We start from the raw sequence: 25399 nt of genomic DNA on the forward strand, positions 1-25399 counted from the left end.
TAAATATGTAGTTTACGCGTTAACCATCCTCTTCGTCGGGGTTGGCCAGCTTGATCTCGCCACGGTCGGCAAGGGTGCGGATGGCGCTGACGATTTCTGTCATGGCGCGTTCCCCGTCGCGGGGGGCAACCTTGCCCAGTTCGGTGACTTCTTCGCGCAGTTGATCGGCAAGGCGGGACGACATGTTGGCGAGCATGAAATCGGTAGACTCGCCCAGTGACCCTTCGGCCGCATAGGCAAAGGCGGTGATCAGCGTTGCCTGATCTATTTCGCGGGTGATGGCGGGCACGTCGCGCGCTTCGAGACGGAGGGGGATGTCGTCAAACGTGAAGATGGCCTTGCGCACGGCATTGGCGAAATCGGTGTCTTCGTCGTCAAGACCGGTCAGCACGTCATCGCGGGTGGCGGCGGGGGAATAGTTGAGGATGGCGCCGACGCGGGCAAAGGCGGCCTGATCAAAGGCGCGGGGCGGTTCGTCATCCAACTGGGCCGCGAGCGAGAGGCCGATGCGGTCCACGGCTTCGGGGGTGACCGCGCTGGTTAGGGACATGGCATAGGTGATGCGGCGGGCCTTTTCGCCGGGCAGCGCACCAAGGAGTTCGGCGGCGCGGGCCACGTCAAGTTTGGCCAGCATGACGGCGGCGACTTCGGTGCTTTCGCGGTCACATATGACGGTCAGCTGTTCAACGGACAGGGCGCGGATGCGGACCCAGGGATCACCGGCCTGACGCACCCCGGCCTCTTTCCTAAGGCGTGCGGCGGTGAGCGGGCTGATCTTGCCCTCAAGCGCGGAGAGTGCACCGGAGATGCCGCGCGGGAAAGACAGGCCGATGGATTCGAGTTCGTGGGCGAATTCCATCACCACGGTTTCCAGCGTTTCGCGATCCACATAGCGCATGTTGCCGAGGATCTTGGTGAGATCGGCCTGAATATCATCGGGCAGGTCGGTCAGGGGCACATCGGCGCCCTCGTTCAGGAGAAAACGCACGATGATGGCCGCCTTGTGGCGGCGGCTGAGCCCAAGAGGGCCGGAGATCGGGGCTGGTGCAAAAGCGGCGCTGCTCAAAGGGGCCTCCTGTGTGGTGGAGGCACCTTAGTCAGCAACCGGTGAACAAAGCCTTAGTGGTTGTAGGTTGATCCGGTGCGGATCGCGTTTTCCAGCGAGACCGCAGGCCATGTGCCTTCGCCACCGCGGGCGCGGATTTCATCCAGTTCGAGCCACGCCAGGTAGAGGTCGCCGCTTTCGACATGGGCCTGACCCTTGTAGGAGCGGGCCAGCAGGTTGTCGGGGTTCTGTGCGAGGGCCTTTTCATAAAAGGCCATGCCCAGTTCCGGATCGCCAAGGCGGCGGTGGGTAAAGCCCCAGTATGTCAGCACACGGTCATCGGACTGGTCCGACATGACCGACAAGATGGTCTGTGCTGTGTCGAACTGGCCAGCGTAGGCGTATTCGCGAACGGCACCGTAGAGAATATCGTCGGAAAGGCTGGAGTTCTGCGCCTTGACGCAGCGCTTTTTCTTTTTGTCCCAGACTTCACCCTTTTTGCAGACCTTGGTGGTCTCGGAGGGCTTGGGTACGCCGAAATCATTGCCTCCCGCCGAGAAGGCAGCAAGGGGCGTCAGGGTCAGGGCGGAAACGAGGGCAACTTGGCGAAGGAACATCGGGATCTCCGTGTCGAGATGAAACTACTGTCTGGACGATAGCATAAAGCTGCCCCCCGCCGAGTCACGATTTGGAAAGCGGCCTGTTACTTAACGGATGGGGGCGATGCACATCTCGAGCTTGGGGTCCCAGTACAGACCATCATTGCAATGGATGCGGGTGCCTTCGTCGTGAATGACAAGGGGATGGGTTTTGTTCAGCTGTGCCGAGGCGGTTCCGGCGGCGAGGGTTGTCATGAGGATCAGTGCAGTGCGCATGTCTCGTCCTTTCGGTTTGTGTTCGGGTGACGAGGTAGAACGTCTGTGCAGGCCAACCACGTCAGGTGCTTCACGTTTCCGTCAGAACAAAAAAAAGGCCGGGCAGTGGGCCCGGCCTTGGTGATCTTGATCGAAAGGGATCTTATTCGCCGAAGACGCGGCGGAAGATCGTGTCGACGTGTTTGGTGTGGTAGCCCATGTCGAACTTTTCGTTGATGCCGTCGACGCCAAGCGCGGTAACAACTTCTTCGTCGGCCAGCAGCAGTTCGCGGAAGTCGAGGCGTTCTTCCCAGACTTTCAGGGCGTTGCGCTGAACCATCGAATAGGCGTCTTCGCGGCTGACGCCGGCCTGGGTGAGGGCCAGCAGAACGCGTTGCGACATGACGAGGCCCGGGAACTTGTTCATGTTGTCGAGCATGTTGTCGGGGAAGATCAGCATCTTGTCGACGACGCCAGCCAGACGGTTCAGGGCGAAATCGAGGGTGACGGTGGCGTCGGGGCCGATGCCGCGTTCGACCGAGGAGTGCGAAATGTCACGCTCGTGCCAGAGGGCCACGTTTTCCATCGCCGGGATCACGGTCATGCGCACGAGACGCGCGAGGCCGGTGAGGTTCTCGGTCAGGACCGGGTTCTTCTTGTGCGGCATCGCCGAGGAGCCTTTCTGGCCCATCGAGAAGAATTCCGCGCCTTCCAGAACTTCGGTGCGCTGCATGTGGCGGATTTCGACGGCGATGTTTTCGATCGACGAGGCGATCACGCCGAGGGTGGCGAAGAACATGGCGTGGCGGTCACGCGGGATGACCTGGGTGCTGATCGGCTCGGGGCGCAGGCCCAGTTGTTCGCAGACGTGCTCTTCAACCGCGGGGTCGATGTTGGCGAAGGTGCCGACCGCGCCCGAGATCGCGCCGGTGGCAACTTCCCAGCGGGCTTTTTCAAGGCGGTTCTTGTTGCGGTCCATCTCGGCGTAGAAACGCGCGAAGGTCAGGCCCATGGTGGTGGGTTCGGCGTGGATGCCGTGGGAGCGGCCAACGCGGACGGTGTCCTTGTGCTCAAGCGCGCGTTTCTTCAGCGCGGCGAGAACCTTGTCCATGCCTTCCAGCAGGATGTCGGCGGCGCGCACCAGCTGAACGTTCAGGCAGGTGTCGAGCACGTCCGAGGAGGTCATGCCCTGGTGGACAAAGCGGGCCTCTTCCGAGCCGACGTGTTCGGCGAGGTGGGTGAGGAAGGCGATGACGTCGTGCTTTGTGACGGCTTCGATCTCGTCGATGCGGGCCACGTCGAATTCAACGTCCTTGGCTTTCCAGACCGCGTCGGCGTTTTCCTGCGGGATCACGCCCAGCTTGGCCATCGCGTCACAGGCGTGTGCCTCGATTTCGTACCAGATCTTGAACTTGGTTTCCGGCGACCAGATGGCAACCATTTCGGGGCGGGCATAGCGTGGGATCATGTCACGGCCTTGTGTCTTGCGGTTGGGATTTGGGCGCGGTTTAGACTGAAGGGGACGCGGCGGCAAGGTGCGAGGGGACAGATGAGACGGATTGCCCTGATTTTTATGGGTCTGGCCGGGATGGCGCAGGCGGAAAGCTGGTCGGATCTGAATGGTGCCGAGATTGCGGCGGCATTGAACGAGCAGACACTTCAGTATGAAGATGCCACGCAGGTGTTTTATGAGAGCGGGCGCACGCTCTATGACGCGGGGCGGCCGAGTTGGGGATACTGGGCGGTGCGCGGCGACCAGTATTGCAGCCAGTGGCCGCCGGCGGATGGCTGGGCGTGCTATGACATGCAGCGCAATGGTGACGTGCTGCGTTTCATCGGCGAAAGCGGTCATGCGACCGACGGGGTTCTGACGCGCTGAGAGCGGAGCAACCCGCCAGTCGGGTTCGCTATTCGGCGACGGCCACTGTCACGCGCGTCAGCGTGTCACAAATCTCTTGCAGGTGGGCAAGGTCACGCACCTGTTTGCGCGAGGCATTTGCGCCGGTTTGGACCATGTCCGAGAGGCTATAGGGGGTGAGGCCGCGTGTGGCGAGCGTGTCGGCACGCGGGGTCAGGATCTCCTCGAGCTTGGCGCGTACCCGTTCGGCGGACTCGGCCAGTTCGGCCTGGCTGGAGTTGTTGAAGCCCTCGATGATGTCCTCGGCGTTCGGGGTGCTGTGCATCTTCTCGTAGGGGCGCAGGGTTGTGACTTCGAACACCAGCCGCAGCCTGTCTTCCAGCGTTTCACACGCGGGAAGGCGGGTTTCGATCTCGTTGATACTGCGGATACAGAACAGGCGGATCACGGCGCGCATGATCTCGTCCTTGTTCTTGAAATTGTTGTAGACGGTCTGGCGGGCGACGCCGGCGGCTTCGGAAATATCATTCATCGTCGTGCGCTTGACCCCGTAGCGGATAAAGACCTCGACGGCGGATTCCAGGATTTGAATCTCTTTTTCGTTCATGTGGCTAGCCTCACAAATGGACGCAGGATGTCAATGTCGGTGATTGTCAGTTTTGAAAGAATCCGCGTATTCAGGGCAAAGGGCGCAGGGAGAGTGCAATGGGTTTCATCACTGGAGTTGGCCATTTCGTGGCGCGCGATGCGCGTGGGGCGGCAGAATGGGCGCGGCTTGAGGCTTTCGTGGCGGGCGGAACCCCAGCTCTTGGGGGCCAAACCCCCCCCAGCCCCCCGAAGGGGTCCGGCCTTTTTGTGGGCCCCCGAGGAAGCCTATGAGGAGAGCGGGCTTTCGCGGATCAGGGTGTTGAGTGACAGGGTGTTCGACGTCGATATTCACGAAATCCCGGCGCGGGGAGACGACCCGGCACACCTGCATTACGACGTGCGTTTCCTGATGGTGGCCGAGGCGGGAGAGATCGCGGTGTCGGACGAGTCGCACGATCTGGCCTGGGTGCCGATCGCGCAGTTGCGGCAGTACACGGAGGCGCGATCGGTGCTCGTGGTGGAAGAGGCTGCGGCGTTCCTAGAGTAGGACGTCGCTGGCGTCGATCTCGGCCAGCGTGGTGTTCAGCAAGGTCAGGGTATTGCTTGCGTCGAGGGAGATGAGGACATTGGTTCCCGACTGGGTCATGTGGGTTGTAATGTCGGTGATGCCATAGCTGCCGGAGATTGCGGTGAAGTCGATCACCTCGCCGTTGATGGTGCTATCGAAATCGGTGATCGTGTCATGACCGAATCCGGCTTCGAAAACAAAGATGTCGCCGCCGCCGTTGCCAGTTAGCAGGTCGTCGCCCGTGCCGCCGTTCAATTGGTCGGCCCCGAGGCCCGCTTTCAGCGTGTCGTTGCCGGCGTCGCCTGCAAGGGTGTCCTGACCCTGAGCGCCCAGCAGGATATCGTTGCCGCCGCCACCCGCGATGTGATCGTTGCCATTCTGGCCGTAGAGGCTGTCGGCACCGTCACCACCGGTGAGGGTGTCGTTGCCCTTGCCGCCGTTCAGGAGGGCGGTACCCGTGAAAGAGGCCGAAAGGTTGTCGTTGCCCTTTTCGCCGTAGACCCGGTTCTGGCCGCTACTGACGGTGATAATATCGTTTCCTGCGCCGCCTTTCAGAAGGTTGTTGCCGTAATAGTCATCAACAACGTCTCGCCCTTGCGATCCAATGAAGGTGTCGTCTCCAAGACCAAAACCGAACTTGGAGCTTTTTTGAACGTCTCTGAGCACACGTGTCACGCCGCTCAGGTTTACGTAGTCATCTTGTTCCGTATCAAAAAATCCGCTTGAAATGTCGAAGAACTCGATGGACGACTTCTTGTTTAAAACAAGCCTGCCGTCGGTTTGATTGCCCACCACGGTGTCGTCGCCGGTGCCACCAAACAGCTCCATCTGAGAGCTGAAACGATGAACGGTGATGAGGTCATCTCCCGCGCCACCGAAAACCGTATCATTGCTGCCGACGCCTAGAATTGTGTCATTCCCACCGCGGGTACGAACGAGATTTTTGAATCCGTTGCAATGGACGATTTCTTTGAAGGATGATCCTCCGAAGAAGCTTTCAACGCCGGAAAGTCCTACTTGCAGGTGAACTTCTTTTGTTTCCTCGAAGTACCAATCATAGGTCGTTTCGGCATCCATGTGGGAAATGCCCTTGATATCGATATGAGAGCCGGAAAGGCCGACATGAATATCATTGCCCAAGAGCGCTTCGATTGAGGCGGCTTTGTCGATGACGAGGTCAGATGCGCCCCACGGTCCGGTGAATTTGATGGTATCAAAGCCGTCACCGCCGGAAATCGACATGGGGGCAGCTGTTCCCGTTGTGAAATCGCTGAGTTCGAAAAGGTCATCACCTGCGCCGCCCGACAGTGTGGATGCGCCAGAGGTGGAGATGATCGTGTCATTGCCTTCGCCACCATCGACCACATTCCCGGAACTCCACAGCTTGAAGGAGTCGTTGCCGTCCCCTCCCGAGATCACGCTGGCACCATTTTGGACCCAAATCTCATCTTGGCCCGCGCCGCCGAAGATAGATCCAGTTCCGTCGTAGACGTTCAGGGTGTCATTGCCTTCGCCGCCCAGCAGTTCATAGGTCCCGCTGCTGATATAGAGGTAGTCATTGCCGGTGCCACCCACGAGTTTTCCCGACACGTTCGCTGAGAGATTGTCATTACCCGCGCCGCCAACCAGCGTGTCCCCGTTGTAGGAGGTCAGCGAGTCGTCGCCTTTCAGGCCCAGAATGAGATCGCCGCCGCCTGTTCCCGAAAGCCTGTCGTCTGCATTGCTGCCACGGATGGTTGCCATTGTTTTTTCGTCCTCAAATAGTCGAATTCAAAAGGATTTCCTGAGTTGCCTCGGCTCATGTTCTGGAAATTAGATGTAATCAGTTTGATGTGCATATACCAGTGAGAAATGCACGCTTGGGTTGCGTTTCTCGTCTCTTCAGCTAGCGCCGGATTTGCAGGCTAGGTGATCAGGAAAATCTGGTCCGAGACCTCGGATAGGGTGACATCCTCGATCGTCAGGGAGATGAATGAGTCGAATGCAATCACCACGTCGTCGCCTACCTGGGTCATGTGGTTGGCGATATCGGTGACGGGCGGGAAGGTCAGGATATTGCTGATCTGGATGATCTCGGCGTCGAGGTCGGGGTTGAAACCGGTGATCGTGTCGTGGCCGAAGGGGCCTTCGAACAGGAAGAGATCGGGGCCTGCGCCGCCGTTCAGGAGATCATTTCCGATGCCGCCGTTCAACACGTCTGCGTGGCTGCCACCAAGGAGGGTGTCATTGCCCTTGCCGCCTTCCAGCGAGTCGATGCCGCCGCCGCCGGAGAGAAAGTCATCGCCGTCATTGCCAGAGAGATCATCGTCGCCCTTGTTGCCGAGGAGGCGGTCATTGCCACTGCCTCCTCCGAGGGAGTCCTTGCCGGTGCCGCCGTAGATGCGGGCCGAGCCATGTCCGAAGGAGGTTAGGAGGTCGTTGCCTTCATTGCCAAAGAGGGTGTCGTGGCCGGAGGATGCGGCGAGCCAGTCGTTGCCCTTGTTGCCCTTGAGGAAATCGTCTCCGCTGCTGTCATAGACAACGTCGCGGCCTTTGGAGCCGATGAAGGTGTCGTTGCCGCTCATGAGCATGAAGGCGCCGTTGGGGTTTTCATCGGTGTTGATGACGACACGGGTGACACCGCTGAGATCAAAGAGGTCGTCGCCCTGGGAGCCGTCGAAGTTGCCGCCGGTGAACCTGAGAAATTCGATCGAGGCGGTGTCGTCGAGGATAATGCCGCCCGCGGCGGTTTCCCCGGCGGCCCAGTCGGTGCCCTGGCCGCCGTAGAGTTCGATGGATCCACCGTTGCGGTCAAAGTAGATCACGTCGTCGCCCGTGCCGCCGAACAGGGTGTCGGATCCGTATCGGGAGACAATGATATCATCGCCGCCACGGCCCCGGATGAGATCGTCGCCGCTGTCGCCGTCGATGTATTCGGCAAAGGCGGAGCCGCCGACGGTATCGTTGCCGAGGCCGGTGTTGATGTTGAGATAGACCGAGCGGTTTTCACCTATGCCACGGACATAGACGGTTTGCGCATCCATCGAGGTGACGCCGCCGAGTTCGAAGTGATCGTCAATCTCGGTGCCGGCGAGGCTTTGCCCAAGAAGGGCTTCGACTGAGGTCACCTGGTTGAGGATGAGTTTCGAACTTGGTGTGCGACCACTCAGGATAAGCGTGTCAAAGCCCGCGCCGCCGGTGAAGACCGAGGTGCTTGTACCAAGGTGATTGCCGGTGATTTCAAAGGTATCGTTGCCTGCGCCGCCGTGGATCGTGGAGTTGCCGCGCGTGTCTTTGATGTGATCTGCGCCCGCACCGCCGTAGATGGTGTCTCCGGTGTTTGACGCATAGATTGTGTCATTTCCTGCACCACCCAGGGTGAGGAAGCTGCCACCGCCCGCGATGATGTTGTCATCGCCCAGCCCCCCGACCAGCTTGCCCGACCCGATGGCGTTAAGTTGATCGTCACCAGCGCCGCCGAGAAGAGTGTTGTTTCCGAAGCTGACCGACAGGCGATCATTGCCGTTGAGGCCATAAAGGATGTCGTTGCCTGATCCGCCGATCAGGCGGTCGTCGTTGTCGGTTCCCCGAATAATTGCCATGACATCAAATCCCTTAAACCAGGCCATTGGGTGATAATTGCGGTGGCGCGGAAATTCGGTGCGCGTTTGTGGGAAGAGCCTAGCAAGGGGCGGGCTGGAAATCCAATGCCACGCGCCCCTTGGATGGGCAGGTGTTGCCGATGTGTCAGGCCAGTTCGGTTTCCACGTGGCTGCTGCGCTCGAGGGTGCGGTGGACCGGGCATTTGTCGGCGATTTCGAGGAGCTTCTGGCGCTGGGCGTCGTCGAGATCTCCGGCGAGGTGGATCACGCGGCGGAAGCTGTCGATCTTGTCGCCGGTGCGGTCGTCGGCGTCCTGGGCGTGGACCTTGTTGTGGCTGATGTCGACGCTGACATGTTCGAGCGGCCAGCCTTTGCGGCGGGCGTACATGCGGATGGTCATCGAGGTGCAGGCACCAAGACCCGCCGACAGGAAACCATAGGGCGACATACCCTTGTTGGTGCCGCCATAGGCAAGCGGTTCATCGGCAAGCGCATGGTGGAAGGGGCCGGCGTTGATGTCCTGAAGAAAGCCCGCGGTGTCGGCCTCGGAGACATGCACGATGCCTTCGGGGGTGGCAGGGGCCGGTGCCGGGGGGCGCAGGTCGAGGTAGCGACCGGCCCAGGCCGAGATGACCTCGGCGGCGTATTCGGCGTCTTCCGGGGTGGAGACCAGATGGTCGGCGTCATCCAAGGTGACAAAGCTTTTGGGGTGCTTGGCCGCGCCGAAGATCTCGGCGGCGTTTTCGATGCCGACCACATCGTCCTTGGGGGCGTGCAGCACGAGGAGGGCGCGTTTCAGGTTGCCGATGGCGGTGGAGAGGTTGGTGGCGGCGACGTCTTCGACAAAATCCTTGCGGATGGTGAAGGGGCGTCCGCCAAGGCAGACCTCGGCCTGCCCGGTGGATGCGATTTCCGAAAGCGCGCCGCCGAAGTTGTGGGTCACGTGGCCGGGCTCGAAGGGTGCACCGATGGTGGTGATAGCCTTGACCGAGGGCATATCGCCGGCAGCGCGCAGGACGGCAGCCCCACCCAGCGAGTGGCCGATCAGGAGCGAGGGGGCCATGTTGCGGCTTGCGAGGTAGTTGGCGGCGGCGTGCAGGTCGTCGACGTTGGAGGAGAAGGTCGTGTTGGCGAACTCGCCCTCGGAGTGGCCCAGACCGGTGAAATCAAAGCGCAGGACGGCGATGCCCATGCTGGACAGGCGTGCTGCGATGCGACGGGCGGCGGGAATGTCCTTGGAGCAGGTGAAGCAATGGGCAAATAGCGCGGTGGCCAGCAGCGGACCCTTGGGCAGGTCGAGGCGCGCAGAGAGGGTATCGCCGTTGTGGCCTGAGAATGTGATGCGTTCGGTGGGCATGGGATATCCTTGTCGTCGGTGTTGCTTTCAATCTGAGCGTAAAGCTGCCTGTAACCAAGGTTTTGAAGGGAAGGGTCACGGGATGGTGACCGGGTGTTACACATGGCGGTGCGGTCAGGTCACTTGGGGACGCCTGAACAAAATCGGTTTGCGAAACTGGGCGATACGTGCCCGGCGGCACCGCCGGGCTGCGCCTGCCTGCCCCTCGGCAGGCGCAGCCCTTTGTTTTGATTTCCAAAATCGGGGCCGCGCATCGACTGGTTTGGATCGGGCAAGAAAAAGCCCCGGTGCGGAACACCGGGGCAGAGTGGCTGGGCTGGATGATGCCCAACGGGGAGGTAAGGGGTCAGGCCTGGCCCATCAGGCGGGCGTCGAAGGGGTAGCTGGTCAGGTTTTCGTAGCCGTCCTCGGTGATCAGCACCTGGTCTTCCAGCTTGATCGAGAAGTCGCCGTTTTCCGGGCTGACGAGGGCTTCGACGCAGAGCACCATGCCGGGTTCGAGTTCGTAGTCGAAGGCGCCTTCGACCAGAGCGTCCGGATAGGCGATGAGGGGCCATTCGTCGCAAAGGCCGACGCCGTGCATCATGCAGCCGTATTTCTGGGCCTGAAACTGGTCGTCGAGCTTGTGACAGGCGCGGGAGATGTCCTGCATGTTCACGCCGGGTTTGAGCAGCTCCATGTTCTGCATGATGTGCTCGTGGCCGTGCTGCATGGCATAGACCATGTCGGGGCGCGGGGGCTGATCGCCGATCCACCAGCTGCGTGAAATGTCGACGCAGATGCCATAGGAGCCGACAAGGTCGGTGTCGAAGCTGACCATCTCGTTGTTCTGCACGATGCGTGGGCCGCATTCCTGAAACCATGGGTTGGTACGCGGGCCGGAGGCGAGCAGGCGGGTTTCGATCCATTCGCCACCACGGCGGATGTTCTCGGCGTGCAGGACGGCCCAGATGTCATCTTCGCTCATGTTGCCGCCGGGCACGCCCGCACGGGCGGCGCGTTCCATCTCGGCGACGGCGGTTTCGCAGGCGTGATGGGCACAGCGCATGGCAAGGATTTCGTCGGGGCCCTTGATCGAGCGGGATTTTTCGGTGACTTCCTCGCCTTCCATGATCTCAAAGCCCTGTGCCTCGAGGGCGCGCAGCCCGTGGATCATGATCTTGTCGACCGCGAGGCGCTTGTTGCCCGGGGCGTGTTCTTCCATGAGCTTGCGCACTTCGTTGGAGAAGACATCGGCGGCCACGTCGACCTTGTCGCCGCGATCGAAGTAGAAGAGATCGGCGCCGGCGCGCTGTTCGCGGACCAGGGGGTTGAATTCGCTCAGGAAGGGCGACTGTTTGTAATCCCAGATCACCATGTAGCCGTCGGCGCACAGAAGAAGCGCGCGGAACGGGTTGTGGGTGTTCCAGAGCTGCATGTTGGTCGAGTCGGTGGCGTAGCGGATGTTGAGCGGGTCGAACATCAGAAGGCCGCCATAGCCACGGTCGACGATATGCTGCGTCAGGCGTTCCCAGCGATATTTGCGCATGGCCTGAAGGTCGGGCAGTTGCAGGCCTGCGGCGGCCCATTCCGAAAAGGCCAGCTGGGTCGGGCCGATTTCGACACGGTCCTGATCATTGGGTGTGTTGTCCCCCGTGCGGTCGCCGCGGTTGGGGTCGATCTTGCGAATGTCGCGGTGATAGTCGCGCATGGTGGCTGGCCTCCCTTGTCTCTGGGCATGAGTGTGCAGAGGGGAATCAGATCGGTCCTGCCTGAAACCGACCTCCATATGGTCTTTTTTGAATGCAGAGCACGGCGGGGTGCCCTAAGCATGTGGCATGAGCGAGATTTTACAGAAGACCATTCCCTATGACCCGCTGGCCGAGGTGCCGCTGCCGGGGATTTCACCGCTGGACTGGGCCGATTGGCTGATCGTGGACGAGGCCTATGGCGGGCAGATGGCGCGTCGGGAGGCTTTGCTGGAGGGGCAGCGCGACGCGGTCTATGCGCTGGACGAGAGCGGCTTTGCGGCGGCGTGCGAGTTGCTGGACAAGATCGTGGCGCAGGTTCTGACGCGGGATGACTATGAGTGCGAAGGCGACGTGGTGACTTGCCCCGACGGGCGGCAGGTTGCGCTGGACCGGACGTCGCCCTTGGTGACGGCTGCGCGGTTGGTGCAGGAGGACCTTTGCCTGCTGGACAAGCGTGGCGACGAGCATGTGCTGGTGGGCGCGGTCCTGTGTTTTCCGGCAAGCTGGATGCTGGCGGAGAAGTACATGCGACCCTTGGTGGGTATCCACGAGCCGGTGGCGGATTATACCGACAATATCGCAAAGCGGGTGCAGCGCCTGTTTGATGGTGTCCGCGCGGAGCGGCCGCTCTGGCGGTTCAATGCGCTTTGGTACCATGATCCGGAGCTGTTTCAGCCGAGATCGGCCTTTGAGCCGCGTCGGATCGGGGCCGGAACGGGGGATGGGCCGTATCTGCGCAGCGAGAAGCAGAGCATCCTGCGCCTGCCCGAGAGCGGGGCAGTGGTGTTTTCGATCCATACCTTTGTCGTGAATCGCGAGGATGTTGCCGGGGCCTGATGGGTGTCGGTAAGGGGTCTTGGACCTTGACGGGATTTCTGCGATTGTCCGGAAAAAATGGCGGCGCATATGAGCATTGAAGAACAATACGATACCTACCCTTATCCGGCGCGGAACCCCAAGGACGAGCGTAAGCGGCTGATCCAGGGCTCGCCGTCGTTTCCGGTGGAGATGGACCATTACCTGTTTGGCGGCAAACGCAATTGGCGCGAGCCGATCCGCATTCTGGTGGCCGGGGGCGGTACGGGCGATGCGCTGGTGCAGTTGGCGCAGGTGTTGACCAGTGCCAAGCGCCCCTACGAGATCACCTATGTCGATCTGTCCGTGACGGCCCGCGAGATTGCCGAGGCGCGGATTGCCGAGCGGCGGTTGCAGAATGTCACCTTCCACACCGGAAGCCTGCTGGATGCCCGGGAGTACGGGACGTTTGACTATATCGACTGTTGCGGCGTGCTGCACCACCTGCCGGAGCCCGACAAGGGCTTCAAGGCACTGTCCGAGGCGCTGGCCCCACAGGGGGGCATGGGGCTGATGGTCTATGCGCCCTATGGGCGGAGCGGCGTTTACCCGTTGCAGGAGGGGTTCAATGCCCTGTCGCAGGGGATGAGTGCGAAAGAGCGGCTGGCCTTTGGTAAGGCTACGCTCAGGAACCTGCCCAAGGCGCATCCGTTCAAGACCAATCCGGTGCTGGTGGACCACAAGAAAAGCGATGCGGGGTTTTACGACCTGCTGCTGCACTCGCAGGACCGGCCCTATACGGTGTCGGAACTGGCGGGGGCGCTGGACCGGGCGGGGCTGCAATCGGCGGGGTTCCTGCCAAGGGCGCTTTACCAGCTGGATGACCTGTTGCCCGAAGGCATGGACGTGCCGGAGGGACTGAGCGAGATCGACCGGATGGCGGCGGCCGAAAAGCTGCGCGGGACCATCAAGACCCATATCGTTTACGCGGTGCACAAGGGGCGCGAGGACCTCAAGGCGATTGATCCGACCGATCCCTGGCTGGTGCCGCATCTGAAAAGCGGCGCGGGGCCGCAGCTTGCCAAGATGATCGAGCGCAAGGGCAAGATCGTGATGGATTTCCAGACCGAGAGCTATGAGTGGAAAATCCCGCGTGAGTGTGCGCCGCTCTTGGCGCTGATCGACGGGCGCACACCGCTGGGTGTCTTGCGCGAGCGTGTGGGGCTGGACGAGTTCGTGTTTCGGGGACAATGGCGCAGGGTGCATGACGCGCTCGAGCCGTGGAACGAGCTGAACTATTCCAAGCTCTATGTCTGAGGCGGGTTTTCCGCGTTGACGGGGCCTTGTGACACTTTAGGGTTGTGACAAGGCGGCGGGTTTGCCCGCCCGCGAGCAGCAAAGAGGTTTCCCGATGGCGGTGAAAGAGTCAGCCGACAAGACAATTGCCCGTGCCAAACAGGCGGCGAAGGCGGGGGATCTGGTGGGCGCTGTCGAGGCGTTCCAGAGCGTGATCGCACGGTTTCCCAAGAACAAGCGGGCGCAGCAGGGGATGGCGGCGCTGAAACCATCGGCCCTGCCGCAGGTTTTGCGGGCCGCTCAGGAGGCGCAGGGCAAGGCGGACTGGGCCGAGGCGGAACGGCTTTTGCAGGCGGCGGTGGCGCTGGCGTCGGAGATGTCGGAGGTCTGGCTGGCGCTGGCGGCCTGTCAGTTGGAGATGCGCAAGGCACCGGCGGCGCTGATGGCGGCGGAACGGGTTCTGGCGGCGCTGCCGGATCAGGCGGATGCCTTGAACTGCAAGGGGCGGGCGCTGCGAGAAATGGGGCGTGGGGACGAGGCACAGGCCTGTTTCAAAGCGGCCCTTGGAAACCCGGCGACGGATGCGCAGACCTACACCAACCTCGGCATTCTTGCGCGGGCGCGCGGGGACAGGGAGGGCGCATCAGGATATTACCGTAAGGCGCTGGAATTGCAGCCGAATGAGCCGTTACTGCACGCCAACCTTTCGCAGGTGACCACCTATGTGGGGGGCGAGGACCATGTGACCCAGATGCGGGCGGCGCTGGCGGCCAAGGGGGCGGATGCGCCGGAAAGCGCGGCCTTGCATTTTGCCCTGTTCAAGGCGCTGGACGATATGGGCGAACGGGCCGAGGCCTTTGCCCATTTGCAAAAGGGCAATGCGCTGAAGAAACAGGCGCTGGGCTATGATTTCCAGAGCGACGCGCGGCCCTATGCGGTAAGCAAGATCCTGTTCGAGGCGCCTGTGGGCGAGGCTGCGGGCAAGTCGGGGCTGCGGCCGATCTTTGTGACCGGCATACCGCGTACCGGCACATCATTGGTCGAGCGGATGCTGGGACAGGGCGACGGGGTGCAGACCTGTGGCGAGCTGCCGGTGGTGCAGAACGCGGTCGGGCGGTTGTTGCGCCGCGTGATGGGACGCGACAAGCGGGCGTTGAAACGCGCCGATCTTGAGGCGTTGCGGGAAGAGCTGCTTGAGGGGCTGGCGGCCTATTCGGATGGCAGCCCGGTGCTGGTAGACAAGATGCCGCTGAACTTTCGCTGGATCGGCTATATCTGCGCGGCCCTGCCGGAAGCCCGCGTGGTGCATCTGGCGCGTGATCCGATGGCGGTGGCCTGGTCGCTGTACCGGCATGACTTTGTCGGGGCGGGCAACGGGTTTGCCTATGACGTGGCCGATATCGGGCGTTTCATGGTGCTGCACCGCGAATGGATGGCGCATTGGCGTGCGGTCTGTCCGGGGCGGATTGTCGACGTGAGCTACGCCGATCTGGTGGAGGCACCGGAGGCGGCGACGCGGGCTCTGGCCGAAGGGGTTGGTCTTGCGTGGTCCGAGGCATGGCTCGCGCCGGAAAAGGCGCGCGGGCAGGTGTTGACGGCGAGTGCCGAACAGGTGCGCAGGCCGATCTATACCGGCAGTGATGCGGGCTGGCGGGCCTATGAGGCCGAGTTGGCGCCGATGCGACAGGCGCTTGAGACGGCGGGGCTGGTTTAGAACACCCCCATCGCGAGGCCCATCGCCATGGCCGCGCCAAGGTCGCTACAGGGTGCAAGCTGTTCTACGGAAAGGGTTTTCGGGGCCAGAATGGCTTCGGGCGACTGGGCGTTGGTGCCGACGATGATCGGCTCCTGCACGGGTTTGAGCCGCCAGCCGGTCGCGATGCGGGCGATCTGGCGGACGGCGTTTTCCCCGTCTGAGCCGGCACAGACCATCTGGGCGTAGGGGCGGCCTTCGATCTTGCCCAGAACGGGATAGTAGGCGCGGTCGAAGAAATCCTTCATGACGCCCGAAATCGCGGCAAGGTTCTCTGGCGCGCAGAAGATATAGCCATCGGCCGCAAGAAGGTGCTCGGGGCCGGCCTGATCGGCCTGGATCAGGGTGGTGGTGATCTCGGCCTTGGCCGCGCCATAGGCCGCCTCGGCCATCTGGCGGCTGCCGCCGGTGCGGGAATGGTAAACGATGAGAAGTTCGGGCATGGCCGCAGGATAGCAGCCGGAGCGGGCAGGGGAAGGGGCTGTTTATGGATGTGCGGTGTATGGACGTACAAACGGTCGAAGTCTGCTTTGAACCCACTGCTTCGGGTACTTTCGTTCAGATGAAATCCTGCTAGGTTCAGGCTGTTAAAATTTGAAACCTATGAAATTCCAAGCCAATGAAACCTGCGATTTGTTCCCAAAGGAAAACGACAACGGCCGGCTTCGCCAAGATGGCGCTCATTGTTCTTGCCGCACAACCGCTGGCCGCGCAGACGCCGTTATCAACGGTGTTTTCAGCGTGCGAGGCTAGTGTCGTTGAGGGCTCCGATCATCGCCTTCGAGAGATCGGGACGCTGATCGACGAAAACACCAAAGGGTCAAAAATTCACGTGGACACACCAATGGGTGCAGTTCTGGCGGTGTTTCTTTCACCTAGTCGAACAGTGTCGGCTTGCTTGCTTTGGGGGCGGCACACAGAGTTGGAGGTTGAGTATCAAAAGCAATGGCAAGACTGGGTTGAATGGGAGGAAGCGGCCGACGTCTCAGAGGCTTGGTTCAAGAAGGCAATGATAACTTCGGGTAGCGTAGATCTGACTGATCCTACTCAACCCGGATTTGTCGTCGCACGTTGCAGTGAACTGGAACACGGATTGGTGCTTTCAAGCCAGCCTGTAGTTGCCAACGCCGTACGTCAGGTTTTACCCAAGCAGGAAGCCCCCCTAGAACCCGTTGTGCATTACCAGTTCAGCGCAATTGCAGCGCTGCCAGGGCGATGTTGGGCTGCTGTTGAGGCGCATAAGGCCAAGAGCCGAGTTGAAGGCTCTAACAACTGAGGACTGCGAAACGGCCAGTTTCTTCAATCGGAAACTTTACCTGTTCAATCAGGGTAATCCCCACAAGCGTGTTCCCCAGTAATCCCCACAAGCGTGTTCCCCAAATGGGTGCCTCAGGATAGGACGAGAGAAGAAAGACTGAGAGACGTTTCCAGGGGCGCTCGGTTGGCTTCAGGGAAAGATTGCGTGGACGGGGATTTGAAAGGGTGTTGTTGGAGGGGGAAGGAAGAGAATACCAATCAAACGTTTCCTGCAAGGCCAGGTCTGCTGCATAGATGAATTGCATCAGCGCAGCTCAAGCGTATTCTGATCCCGATTATGTAAACGGTATTTGGGACCATGAAGAATAGTATTCGCGCCGCCAAGAGTGGCATTGCGGGAATGTTGGGCCTTGCGTTGGTTGGCGTTCCCGGCAGCTCCTTGGCCGATCAAACAGATCTGAGCCTCGCTCAACAGTATATCGGCTGTATGGCTGCGGTAGATGACGCCGATCTCGTTTTCTTGTATGATCTGCAATCGAGTTGTCTGGGGCGGGTGGGCACGATTTGCGAAGGCAGGGATGCGTCCGTTCCCCAGATTATTGAGTGTATTCAATCGGTTGTCGATGGGGGCGCGGCGTTTTTGCAAGAGGCTACCTTGGCGCTTCCCGAAGAGGTCGAGAAGAAAGGGTTCTTTGGTCACGGGTATCAAAGGCAGCGCGATAGCATATTGGCCAGCATCGAAGCCATCAATACCGCGCCCAGGCCCGAGGATTTTGCCTCGTCTCTCGAACAGGTGGTCTCTATGGCCGCTTCAGTGTCCACGTTGTTCTGGCTGGCGCGCGAAACGGAAACGCCGTTGAATGCCTATGTCGAGGCTTTCATGAATGGCCCGTGAGGACCAGCCCGTTCGGGGCGACATGAGATGACCCATGCAAAAAGGGCGCCCCGAGAGGCGCCCTTTGTTTTCACTGTCCCTGCTTTGATTAGCAGCTGTAGTACATGCCGAACTCGACCGGGTGGGGGGTCGTTTCGTAGAGGGTGACCTCTTCCATCTTGAGTTCGATGTAGCCTTCGATCTGGTCCTTGGTGAACACGTCGCCTGCGAGCAGGAAGTCGTGATCCGATTCCAGGGCTTCCAGAGCTTCACGCAGCGAACCACAGACGGTCGGGATGCCTGCCAGCTCTTCTGCCGGAAGATCGTAGAGGTTCTTGTCCATGGCTTCGCCGGGATCGATCTTGTTGGTGATGCCGTCGAGGCCAGCCATGATCAGGGCTGCGAATGCCAGGTAGGGGTTCGCGGCCGGATCGGGGAAGCGGGCTTCCACGCGCTTGGCTTTCGGCGATTCAGTCCACGGAATACGGACACAACCCGAACGGTTACGTGCCGAGTAGGCGCGCAGAACAGGTGCTTCGAAACCCGGAACCAGACGTTTGTAGGAGTTGGTTGCAGGGTTGGTGAAGGCGTTCAGGGTTTTCGCGTGCTTCAGGATGCCGCCGATGAAGTACAGGGCTTCCTGCGACAGGTCAGCGTATTTGTCGCCAGCGAACAGCGGCTTGCCATCTTTCCAGATCGACATGTTGACGTGCATACCGGTGCCGTTGTCGCCGTAGATCGGCTTGGGCATGAAGGTTGCGGTCTTGCCGTAGGAGGCGGCCACGTTGTGGATGATGTACTTGTACTTCTGAAGTTCGTCGGCCTGTTTGGTCAGGCTGTCAAAGATCAGGCCCAGTTCGTGCTGACAGGAGGCAACCTCGTGGTGGTGCTTGTCAACTTTCATGCCCAGACGCTTCATGGTCGAGAGCATTTCCGAACGGATGTCTTGTGCATCGTCGATCGGGTTCACGGGGAAGTAGCCGCCCTTGAGGCCCGGACGGTGGCCCGAGTTGCCCATTTCGTATTCGGTGTCGGTGTTCCACGAACCGTCAACCGCATCAACTTCGTAGGATACCTTGTTGATGGTGTTCGAGAAACGCACGTCGTCGAACAGGAAGAATTCCGCTTCGGGACCCATGTAGGCCACGTCACCGATGCCCGAGGATTTCAGGTATGCTTCGGCTTTCTGAGCGGTGCCGCGCGGGTCACGACCGTAGGCTTCGCCGGTGTCCGGCTCGACGATCGAGCAGTGGATGGCAACGGTTTTTTCCGCGTAGAAGGGATCCACGTAGGCCGAGGTGGTGTCGGGGATCAGTTTCATGTCCGAGTTTTCGATCGACTTCCAGCCGGCGATCGACGAACCGTCGAACATGAAGCCCTCTTCGAGGAAGTCTTCGTCGACCAGGTCAACGTCAACGGTTACGTGCTGGAGCTTGCCGCGCACGTCGGTGAAACGGATGTCGACATAGGCCGCATCTTCGTCTTTGATCAGCTGGAGAACTGCGTCTGCGCTCATTCTCATGGTCCTTCTGATTGAATGGAATTCAGGGTGGATTACAGGGCGTCCGAACCGGATTCACCGGTACGGATGCGGATGGCTTGTTCGACGGGGCTTACGAAAATCTTGCCGTCGCCGATCTTGTCGGTCTTGGCCGCGTCCACGATGGCTTCGATCGCGGCGTCAACCTGGTCATCATCGAGAACAACCTCGATTTTGACCTTGGGCAGGAAATCCACGACATATTCGGCGCCGCGGTACAGCTCGGTATGGCCTTTCTGACGACCAAAGCCCTTGACCTCGATGACGCTCAGGCCCTGGATGCCGGTGTCTTGCAGGGCTTCCTTGACCTCATCGAGCTTGAACGGCTTGATGATCGCTTCGATCTTTTTCATCTCGGGATTCTCCTCACCTGAGTTGTTGGAAACCGACAGACCACTTTCATCAGGCGGTCACAATTGGCTAAGATGACGCGAGGGCCGAAGGACGGGGAATTCCACTTACCGTGATTAAAAAATAGGCGAAATGCGCGAAATTTGCGCCGAATTGAATCGCGAAAGATCGAGAAGTGACCGAAATACTGACAGCTGCACAAATGCGCGCCATCGAAATTGCGGCAATCGAGTCGGGCGAGGTGACGGGCCTGGAGTTGATGGAACGGGCCGGACGCGGGGTTGTAGAGGCGATTTTCGCGGAATGGCCAGCGTTGGCGGAAGCGGGGGGCGCTGCCCCCCACGAGGCCCATGACGGGCCCCGTTCCCCCCGGGGTATTGAGGCCAAGAAGAAGCGGCGGGCGGTGGTCCTGTGTGGGCCGGGAAACAACGGCGGTGACGGGTTCGTGGTGGCGCGGCTGTTGAAGGAACGCGGCTGGGAGGTGGAGGTGTTCCTGTATGGGGACGCCGGGAAACTGCCGCCGGATGCGAAGAAGAATTATGAGCGGTGGGGCGAGATGGGGGAAGTCACGGTTAAAGCCATTGCTCCTCCTCCTCTCTTGGATGACAGTTTCAGCATTCAAGAGGACTTTGATCTATTGGTGGATGCCTTGTTTGGGACCGGACTGGGCAGACCCTTTTCGGGGCTCTTTGCCTTTCTAGCAGAGCCTTCTATCCAGGATTTGTTGAGACAGAAGGGGGTGCGACGTGTTGCGGTTGACACGCCCACAGGCCTTTGTTCCGACAGTGGTCGAATTTTGGGCACTGTATTGCCGAGCGACCTGACGGTTTCATTTCACCGAGAGAAACTGGGGCACAGGCTTGATAGTGGGCCTTCGGAAAGTGGAAAAACCGTTGTTGCCGACATCGGTCTCGAGGGCTGGACCCGTCCGCCCGTGGGGGCGGACGGGGGCTGCCCGGCGGTGCCGCCGGGCGACATTGTCACCTTGGTTGATGGCTCTCATGCCTTGCTTGCCAAGGCGGGGGCGCACAAGTTTTCCCATGGTCACGCCCTGATCCTCTCAGGTGGTGCGGGCAAGTCCGGTGCTGCCCGTCTCGCGGCGCGGGGGGCGTTGCGGGTTGGGGCGGGGCTGGTCACGCTGGGGGTGCCTCATGATGCGCAGGCAGAGGTGGCGGCGCAGATTACGGCGCTGATGATGTGTGAGGTCGGCGATGCGGGGGCTTTGGCGAAGACCCTTAACGACGGGCGGCTGAATGCCTTGTGCCTGGGACCGGGGCTGGGGCTGGAGCGGGCGCGGGACCTGGTGCCGGTGGCGCTTGGCGCTGGGGCAGGCGCGCGGCGGGCTGTGGTTCTGGATGCGGATGCCTTGAGCGCTTTTGCCGGTGCGCCGGATGCGTTGTTCGGGATGCTGCATGAAAACTGTGTGCTGACGCCACACGGGGGGGAGTTCCAGCGGCTGTTTCCGGATCTTCATGCCAGGCTGGAGGAGGTGCCGACCAAGGGGCCGGCCTATTCCAAGGTGGATGCGACACGCGAGGCGGCGGCGCGGGCCGGGTGTACCGTGTTGTTTAAGGGCGCGGATACGGTGATTGCCGCGCCGGATGGGCGCTGTGCGATCCATGCGGCGGTTTACGACCGGGGTGCGCCATGGCTGGCGACGGCGGGGGCGGGGGATGTGCTGGCCGGTTTCATCACGGGCCTGCTGGCGCGGGGCTTTCCATGCATGGAGGCTGCTGAGACCGGGGCCTGGCTACATGTGGAGTGCGCGCGAAAGTTTGGCCCTGGCCTGATTGCGGAGGATTTGCCCGAAATGCTGCCACAGGTGTTCCGCGATCTCGGGCTTTAGCCTTTCGTGGCTGGCTGGCCATAGGCCGGTTTCATCGCGCAGCGACTGATCCCTTGATTTTGTCGGGGGCTGAACTTGTTGGCGGAAGGCACAGATATATCAGTTGTTTTCGCGAGGGCATCTTGGATTCTCCGTTGGGTTGAAACGCGCCGCTCCCCATTCGGAACAGGTTTGTGGGGACAAAGGCATTTTTCCTCTCGCTTCCGCCGGAGAGCTTTGCTAAGACGCGCGGACCGTGCGGGTGTGGCGAAATTGGTAGACGCACCAGATTTAGGTTCTGGCGCCGCGAGGCGTGGGGGTTCAAGTCCCTCCACCCGCACCATCTAATCCAATTAAGACTTTGTTTTTATTATATAAAGACCAAGGGCAGCTTGCGCCACCCCACATTCCACCCCACACTTGGCCTTTGCTAGAAAGCTCAGCTTTCAATCAGGGAGTCCTGCTCTTCGACCTTCACAAGCGAGCTTCGGCCAAGACGATAGAGCTTGATGTCGCCGTTTTTGTGCATCCGGTAGATCGTGTCTCTGCTGATCGGTCGCATTCAGGTAATTTGGCCGATCTTTCTCTCTTCATGTTGTTTGGGTGAAATGCGGGATGGATAGAAAATCCAAGCGACGGTCAAATTTAAGGCATCACTTTCCAAGCGCTATTTCTGATCTGAGGCCTGAAGCGGGTTTTGCTAATCTCATCGACTAAAAATCAATTTTCGGTTGTGATCTGCTTAACCTGCGTCCAAATGGTTTAATACATACGGTATTCGAACTTATCGGTTTTTTGGGGTCTTTGGATGGGAGGGGGCGTCTGAGGAAGCGGTGATCGATAACGTCGTTAGGAAAGAGTAGGTTTCCCCCTTGGTTGATAGTTCGAGTTCGTCCTTGCCGCCGGTTTCGCGCGCAATTAGCGATTTGGGTGTCCAGAGGACACGCAGTAGTCTGAGTCCAAGGAAATCTCAGTCCGGTCGTCGAGGGTAGTGGTCACACCCAGTGAGCAGGCAGTGGCCTCCGTGCGTCCAATGGGGGTGGAAACGCTACGTTGGCTCTTGGCGGGAAAGGTAGTCATGTTGTCTGTGGTTCCGATATTAGGATCATTGATTGGGTGTAGTCGAGCCCAAAGCAATGCGGCAATGGGCAGCAACACTCGCCAGCGATTTTTTCTTCTCATCAAATTTACAGATCAGTAGGGTTTGACTGGTGTTTTTTTGTGCGGCAGTGTTTTTCATAGAAAGAAGATTGTTCAGGTAAAGTATTGTGAAAAAGACGATTTCAACAGCTTGGGAAGAAGTTCAAGTCGGCAGTTTTCTTGCGACTGAAATCTACGGAGATACGGCCATTCCCTTCGACTATCGGGGCGTTGATGGAGATGACGCGGGCCACGATGATGATTATCGTTCCTACATTGAGGGATTGTCACGCCCTTGGGTCTTGCTCGATGCCAGCAGTCTTGGCACCCATTTCGTAGGGGGCGGCATCGGGAGATTCACGCAAGGAGGGTTGTATCGAGGCACTGTTGAAGAGTTTCTCGGAGACGACGAACAGGCAGAAGGATTACTCGCAACAACGACAGTGGGCGGCGTCGATGCGCTCGTCATGGCTTTTCGTGGAACAGACAGTTCAGACAAGGCCATCGCGGACGGCCAAGCTTGGACAGCAGCGGGCAACAAAGGGCACTATGAAGCACATCGCCCCTTGATTGAAGCCTTGTACTCCTACGCAGTAGCCCACGGGATCACCAAGGTTGTTGTATCGGGACATAGCCTCGGTGGGGCAATGGTTGATGTCTTTACGTTGGTCGATGCAAAACGCTTCGAAGACGCTGGCATTGACCTGACCGTCGTCGCGTTGGCTTCGCCTGGCGTCAATTCAAACCTAAGCGACAAATATGTTGGCCTGATTGATGAAAGATATGCTTCGATCGTGTCCGGCCCTTTGATAAACGATAAGATCGAAAGCCTTACCAGGCCGGATTATTACATCGGCATCAATCATAGCGAAGATGTGGTCGGGCGGCCGGTCGAAAATCCCAGCGGTTTCTGGGGGGACGGCATTTACCCAAATTGGAGCATTCAGGGGAACATTCGGTTTGCGTCCAACGACATCATCGACTTGCAAAGCGTCGATAATGCGGACGTCGACTACGAAGGAGGGTTCATTGGGTACTCAAAAGGCTACGGTGCGGAGCACAACGGCCAGATTTACCTTCATAACCTTAACGCCATAACAAATTCCCCTCTACTGCAGCTGAAAACCGCCTCTCACTCCCTCATATTGGGCGTCGGGGCCTATAGTGCTGAACATGGATATATCGGGCCCGGCCCGGATGATGTCGGTGCCCAAACCCTGTACGGATCAAGCACGTTCGATTTCTTGCTAGGTCTGGAGGGCAATGATTCAATTGTCGGGCTGTCTGGGGATGACCTGCTTGATGGCGGTTCCGGAAGGGATACGCTTATCGGATCGGGAGGGCGCGATGTTCTCTTCGGCGGCACCGGTGACGACTACCTGAGCGGCGGCACAGAACAGGACACGCTGCAGGGCGGATTAGGAGAGGATCGCCTCGAAGGCGGAACTGGCGACGATGTATTTTTCCTTGGGGCAATGGATGCGTCAGACATCTACGTCACCCACATCATCGATTATAACTTCAGCTCGGGTTCATATGATCCCGGCGAAGGAGATGTAATCGATCTGTCTGAACTGGTTGGCGGTGCCTTTGCCGGTGGTGCTTCTTTCTCGGATCTTGTCCGTGTTGTCGTATCCGACGGCGACGACCGGTTTTCCCTCCAGATTGATACAGATGGCGCGGGGCACGAGAGCGACTGGTTTACGGTCGCCTATCTGAATTATCTGCCAGACGGTTCTGAGATAGCCTTCGAGCTCGATTCCGCTATTGCCGGTACAGACGTTATTCTTGATCTTGCCCCGATTGTTCAGGTCGGGCCGACGTCTCTAGGTCCGGCTAGGCAAATCGAACTGGAGAGATCTGGACTTGAGGGCACTGTTGAAAGCTACAGGATCTCTGTCGAAACGATCGAACTGGATGGTGAGATATCTCACCGTTTCAGGGACGCGGATGGCACTATCATTCGTCCGGAAAACGAAGATGGCATTAACTTGCTCGCGACGATGTCATTCTTGGGCGCATTAGACGACAGCGTGCTCGATAGCCTGTCTTCGGATTTTGCGGCCCTCTATTCGGAAATCGACAGCGCATCCGTTGATGCCTATTGGGATGCTGCCTTCGGATTTGCGATCGATGCCGCTTTTGCGATTGGCGTTACAGCATTGACCGGAGGCCTGGCGGCTCCGTTCGCCATTGCGGCTTTGACTTTTTCGATCGGTAACTCACTGGCGAGAGAGATCGACGGCGCGAATACCGATAAGGAAGTACTGGCGATTGCCTCTACGCTCCTCGAGCCCGCCTTCCAGGGGAGCAATAGCTATATCAGCAACCTGGAGAATTATCGGGGCGCGTTTTCCGATGCAGCGACCTCCGGCGATGCCATCTCATTTAATGATGTGATGCTTGCGGATTTTGCATTTTCGCAATCTCGGATCGCCTACGACCTGGCTCTGGGTATTCTCGAAGAAACCGAGGATGAGACCATTTCCTACCTGCGCTCGGTATCGGGCGAACTGTCGACTGTGATGGGCGACGCTTTTCTGGGGCAGGCCATTGAGGATTCGCTTGGTCGTGGCGTGGCCCAGAAAATCACGGTTGCCGCAGGGGCGCTGGACGCCTTGAACACGGTTCTGTCGTTCCTCGAAAACGACTCGCGCATTGAGGACGCCAAGAACAAAATATCAGCGGCCCTGAACGATCCGACCTATTCCTTTTTCAATCCGGCGCTAGAGGCCGACTATCTCGCCGCTCTTGGCAACGAGATGCACGGCACGGATGGTGACGACGTGTTTCGGGACGATGGTCGCCGGAACAGCAAGATATTCGGGTACTGGGGCGATGACACGATTGATGGCGGTCTTGGTCAGGACACGCTGGACGGCGGAGCGGGGACGGACCTGCTGAAGCTGGACTTCACCAGCGTGATGAAGGGGAGCGCAAGCAATTACGAATATCTGCGGTTCCAAAAATCCAGTAGCACAAACGAT

At 59.6% G+C, this 25399-nt stretch carries 22 protein-coding genes and 1 tRNA gene; 10 read left to right on the top strand and 13 right to left on the bottom strand.

The annotated features are described in order from the left end of the window. Window positions 1–19 precede the first annotated feature (19 nt). The 4 genes from NNA36_RS18320 to purB form a co-directional block, all read right to left on the bottom strand. Entirely contained in the window at window positions 20–1066 is a 1047-nt protein-coding gene (locus NNA36_RS18320; protein ID WP_255109789.1) for a flagellar motor switch protein FliG, read from the bottom strand. A 53-nt stretch (window positions 1067–1119) separates the two neighbouring features. Beyond that, on the bottom strand, window positions 1120–1662 hold the full coding sequence (locus tag NNA36_RS18325) for a hypothetical protein (protein WP_255109791.1): 543 nt from the start codon (window positions 1660–1662) through the stop codon (window positions 1120–1122). Window positions 1663–1752: 90 nt separating this feature from the next. Then, window positions 1753–1920: a hypothetical protein gene (locus NNA36_RS18330; RefSeq protein WP_255109793.1), complete on the bottom strand. Its 168-nt coding sequence runs from the start codon at window positions 1918–1920 to the stop codon at window positions 1753–1755. A gap of 142 nt (window positions 1921–2062) precedes the next feature. Next, window positions 2063–3367: an adenylosuccinate lyase gene (gene purB, locus NNA36_RS18335; protein WP_255109795.1), complete on the bottom strand. Its 1305-nt coding sequence runs from the start codon at window positions 3365–3367 to the stop codon at window positions 2063–2065. An 81-nt stretch (window positions 3368–3448) separates the two neighbouring features. Between purB and NNA36_RS18340 the strand changes: the two genes are divergently transcribed. Then, a complete protein-coding gene (locus NNA36_RS18340) occupies window positions 3449–3778 on the top strand; it encodes a hypothetical protein (RefSeq protein ID WP_255109797.1) in 330 nt (109 codons plus the stop codon). A 28-nt stretch (window positions 3779–3806) separates the two neighbouring features. Here NNA36_RS18340 and NNA36_RS18345 read toward each other — a convergent pair whose 3' ends face one another. Further along, on the bottom strand, window positions 3807–4364 hold the full coding sequence (locus NNA36_RS18345) for a TetR/AcrR family transcriptional regulator (protein WP_255109800.1): 558 nt from the start codon (window positions 4362–4364) through the stop codon (window positions 3807–3809). Window positions 4365–4676: 312 nt separating this feature from the next. On the opposite strand from NNA36_RS18345, the gene NNA36_RS18350 reads away from it, so the two are divergent. Beyond that, window positions 4677–4892 (top strand): hypothetical protein, encoded by a 216-nt coding sequence (locus tag NNA36_RS18350; RefSeq protein ID WP_255109801.1) that lies wholly within the window; start codon window positions 4677–4679, stop codon window positions 4890–4892. On the opposite strand, the gene NNA36_RS18360 is transcribed toward NNA36_RS18350, so the two are convergent. From NNA36_RS18360 to dddP, 4 genes are all read right to left on the bottom strand, one after another. Beyond that, window positions 4884–6656, bottom strand: coding sequence for a calcium-binding protein (locus NNA36_RS18360; RefSeq protein WP_303623800.1), 1773 nt, complete (start codon window positions 6654–6656; stop codon window positions 4884–4886). The genes NNA36_RS18350 and NNA36_RS18360 overlap by 9 nt on opposite strands. A 161-nt stretch (window positions 6657–6817) precedes the next feature. Next, window positions 6818–8494, bottom strand: a complete 1677-nt coding sequence (locus NNA36_RS18365) for a calcium-binding protein (RefSeq protein WP_255109802.1) — start codon at window positions 8492–8494, stop codon at window positions 6818–6820. A gap of 145 nt (window positions 8495–8639) precedes the next feature. Beyond that, window positions 8640–9851, bottom strand: a complete 1212-nt coding sequence (locus NNA36_RS18370) for a bifunctional alpha/beta hydrolase/OsmC family protein (protein WP_255109804.1) — start codon at window positions 9849–9851, stop codon at window positions 8640–8642. Window positions 9852–10197: 346 nt separating this feature from the next. Continuing rightward, window positions 10198–11541, bottom strand: a complete 1344-nt coding sequence (dddP, locus tag NNA36_RS18375) for a dimethylsulfonioproprionate lyase DddP (RefSeq protein ID WP_255109806.1) — start codon at window positions 11539–11541, stop codon at window positions 10198–10200. A 127-nt stretch (window positions 11542–11668) separates the two neighbouring features. Between dddP and NNA36_RS18380 the strand changes: the two genes are divergently transcribed. From NNA36_RS18380 to NNA36_RS18390, 3 genes are all read left to right on the top strand, one after another. Then, on the top strand, window positions 11669–12418 hold the full coding sequence (locus NNA36_RS18380; RefSeq protein WP_255109808.1) for a DUF3445 domain-containing protein: 750 nt from the start codon (window positions 11669–11671) through the stop codon (window positions 12416–12418). Between the two features lie 69 nt (window positions 12419–12487). Further along, window positions 12488–13693 carry a bifunctional 2-polyprenyl-6-hydroxyphenol methylase/3-demethylubiquinol 3-O-methyltransferase UbiG gene (locus tag NNA36_RS18385; RefSeq protein WP_255109810.1) on the top strand — a complete coding sequence of 402 codons (1206 nt, stop codon included), beginning with the start codon at window positions 12488–12490 and terminating at the stop codon, window positions 13691–13693. Between the two features lie 94 nt (window positions 13694–13787). Beyond that, window positions 13788–15386 carry a sulfotransferase gene (locus tag NNA36_RS18390; RefSeq protein WP_303623801.1) on the top strand — a complete coding sequence of 533 codons (1599 nt, stop codon included), beginning with the start codon at window positions 13788–13790 and terminating at the stop codon, window positions 15384–15386. On the opposite strand, the gene NNA36_RS18395 is transcribed toward NNA36_RS18390, so the two are convergent. After that, complete coding sequence (locus tag NNA36_RS18395) at window positions 15383–15868, bottom strand: flavodoxin family protein (RefSeq protein WP_255109812.1); 486 nt, start codon at window positions 15866–15868, stop codon at window positions 15383–15385. The genes NNA36_RS18390 and NNA36_RS18395 overlap by 4 nt on opposite strands. Window positions 15869–16044: 176 nt before the next feature. Between NNA36_RS18395 and NNA36_RS18400 the strand changes: the two genes are divergently transcribed. Continuing rightward, the gene (locus NNA36_RS18400; RefSeq protein WP_255109814.1) at window positions 16045–16701 is read left to right on the top strand and encodes a hypothetical protein; all 657 of its coding nucleotides are present in this window, start codon (window positions 16045–16047) and stop codon (window positions 16699–16701) included. 339 nt (window positions 16702–17040) lie between these two features. Continuing rightward, window positions 17041–17577: a hypothetical protein gene (locus NNA36_RS18405; protein WP_255109816.1), complete on the top strand. Its 537-nt coding sequence runs from the start codon at window positions 17041–17043 to the stop codon at window positions 17575–17577. An 88-nt stretch (window positions 17578–17665) separates the two neighbouring features. On the opposite strand, the gene glnA is transcribed toward NNA36_RS18405, so the two are convergent. Next, window positions 17666–19072, bottom strand: coding sequence for a type I glutamate--ammonia ligase (gene glnA / locus NNA36_RS18410; RefSeq protein ID WP_255109818.1), 1407 nt, complete (start codon window positions 19070–19072; stop codon window positions 17666–17668). 38 nt (window positions 19073–19110) lie between these two features. Then, window positions 19111–19449, bottom strand: a complete 339-nt coding sequence (locus NNA36_RS18415) for a P-II family nitrogen regulator (RefSeq protein ID WP_127111708.1) — start codon at window positions 19447–19449, stop codon at window positions 19111–19113. Window positions 19450–19622: 173 nt separating this feature from the next. Between NNA36_RS18415 and NNA36_RS18420 the strand changes: the two genes are divergently transcribed. Continuing rightward, window positions 19623–21293, top strand: coding sequence for an NAD(P)H-hydrate dehydratase (locus NNA36_RS18420; protein ID WP_255109820.1), 1671 nt, complete (start codon window positions 19623–19625; stop codon window positions 21291–21293). A gap of 237 nt (window positions 21294–21530) precedes the next feature. Further along, window positions 21531–21615, top strand: a tRNA-Leu gene (locus NNA36_RS18425). Between the two features lie 96 nt (window positions 21616–21711). Here the strand turns inward: NNA36_RS18425 and NNA36_RS18430 are convergent. Continuing rightward, window positions 21712–21834 (bottom strand): hypothetical protein, encoded by a 123-nt coding sequence (locus NNA36_RS18430; protein WP_255109821.1) that lies wholly within the window; start codon window positions 21832–21834, stop codon window positions 21712–21714. 706 nt (window positions 21835–22540) lie between these two features. On the opposite strand from NNA36_RS18430, the gene NNA36_RS18435 reads away from it, so the two are divergent. Next, window positions 22541–25399 (top strand): type I secretion C-terminal target domain-containing protein (locus NNA36_RS18435; RefSeq protein ID WP_255109823.1); only part of this gene is annotated, 2859 nt, incomplete at its 3' end.

Origin of the sequence: Shimia sp. CNT1-13L.2 (assembly GCF_024331145.1) — a bacterium.
In the GTDB taxonomy this organism is placed as follows: Bacteria; Pseudomonadota; Alphaproteobacteria; order Rhodobacterales; family Rhodobacteraceae; genus Shimia.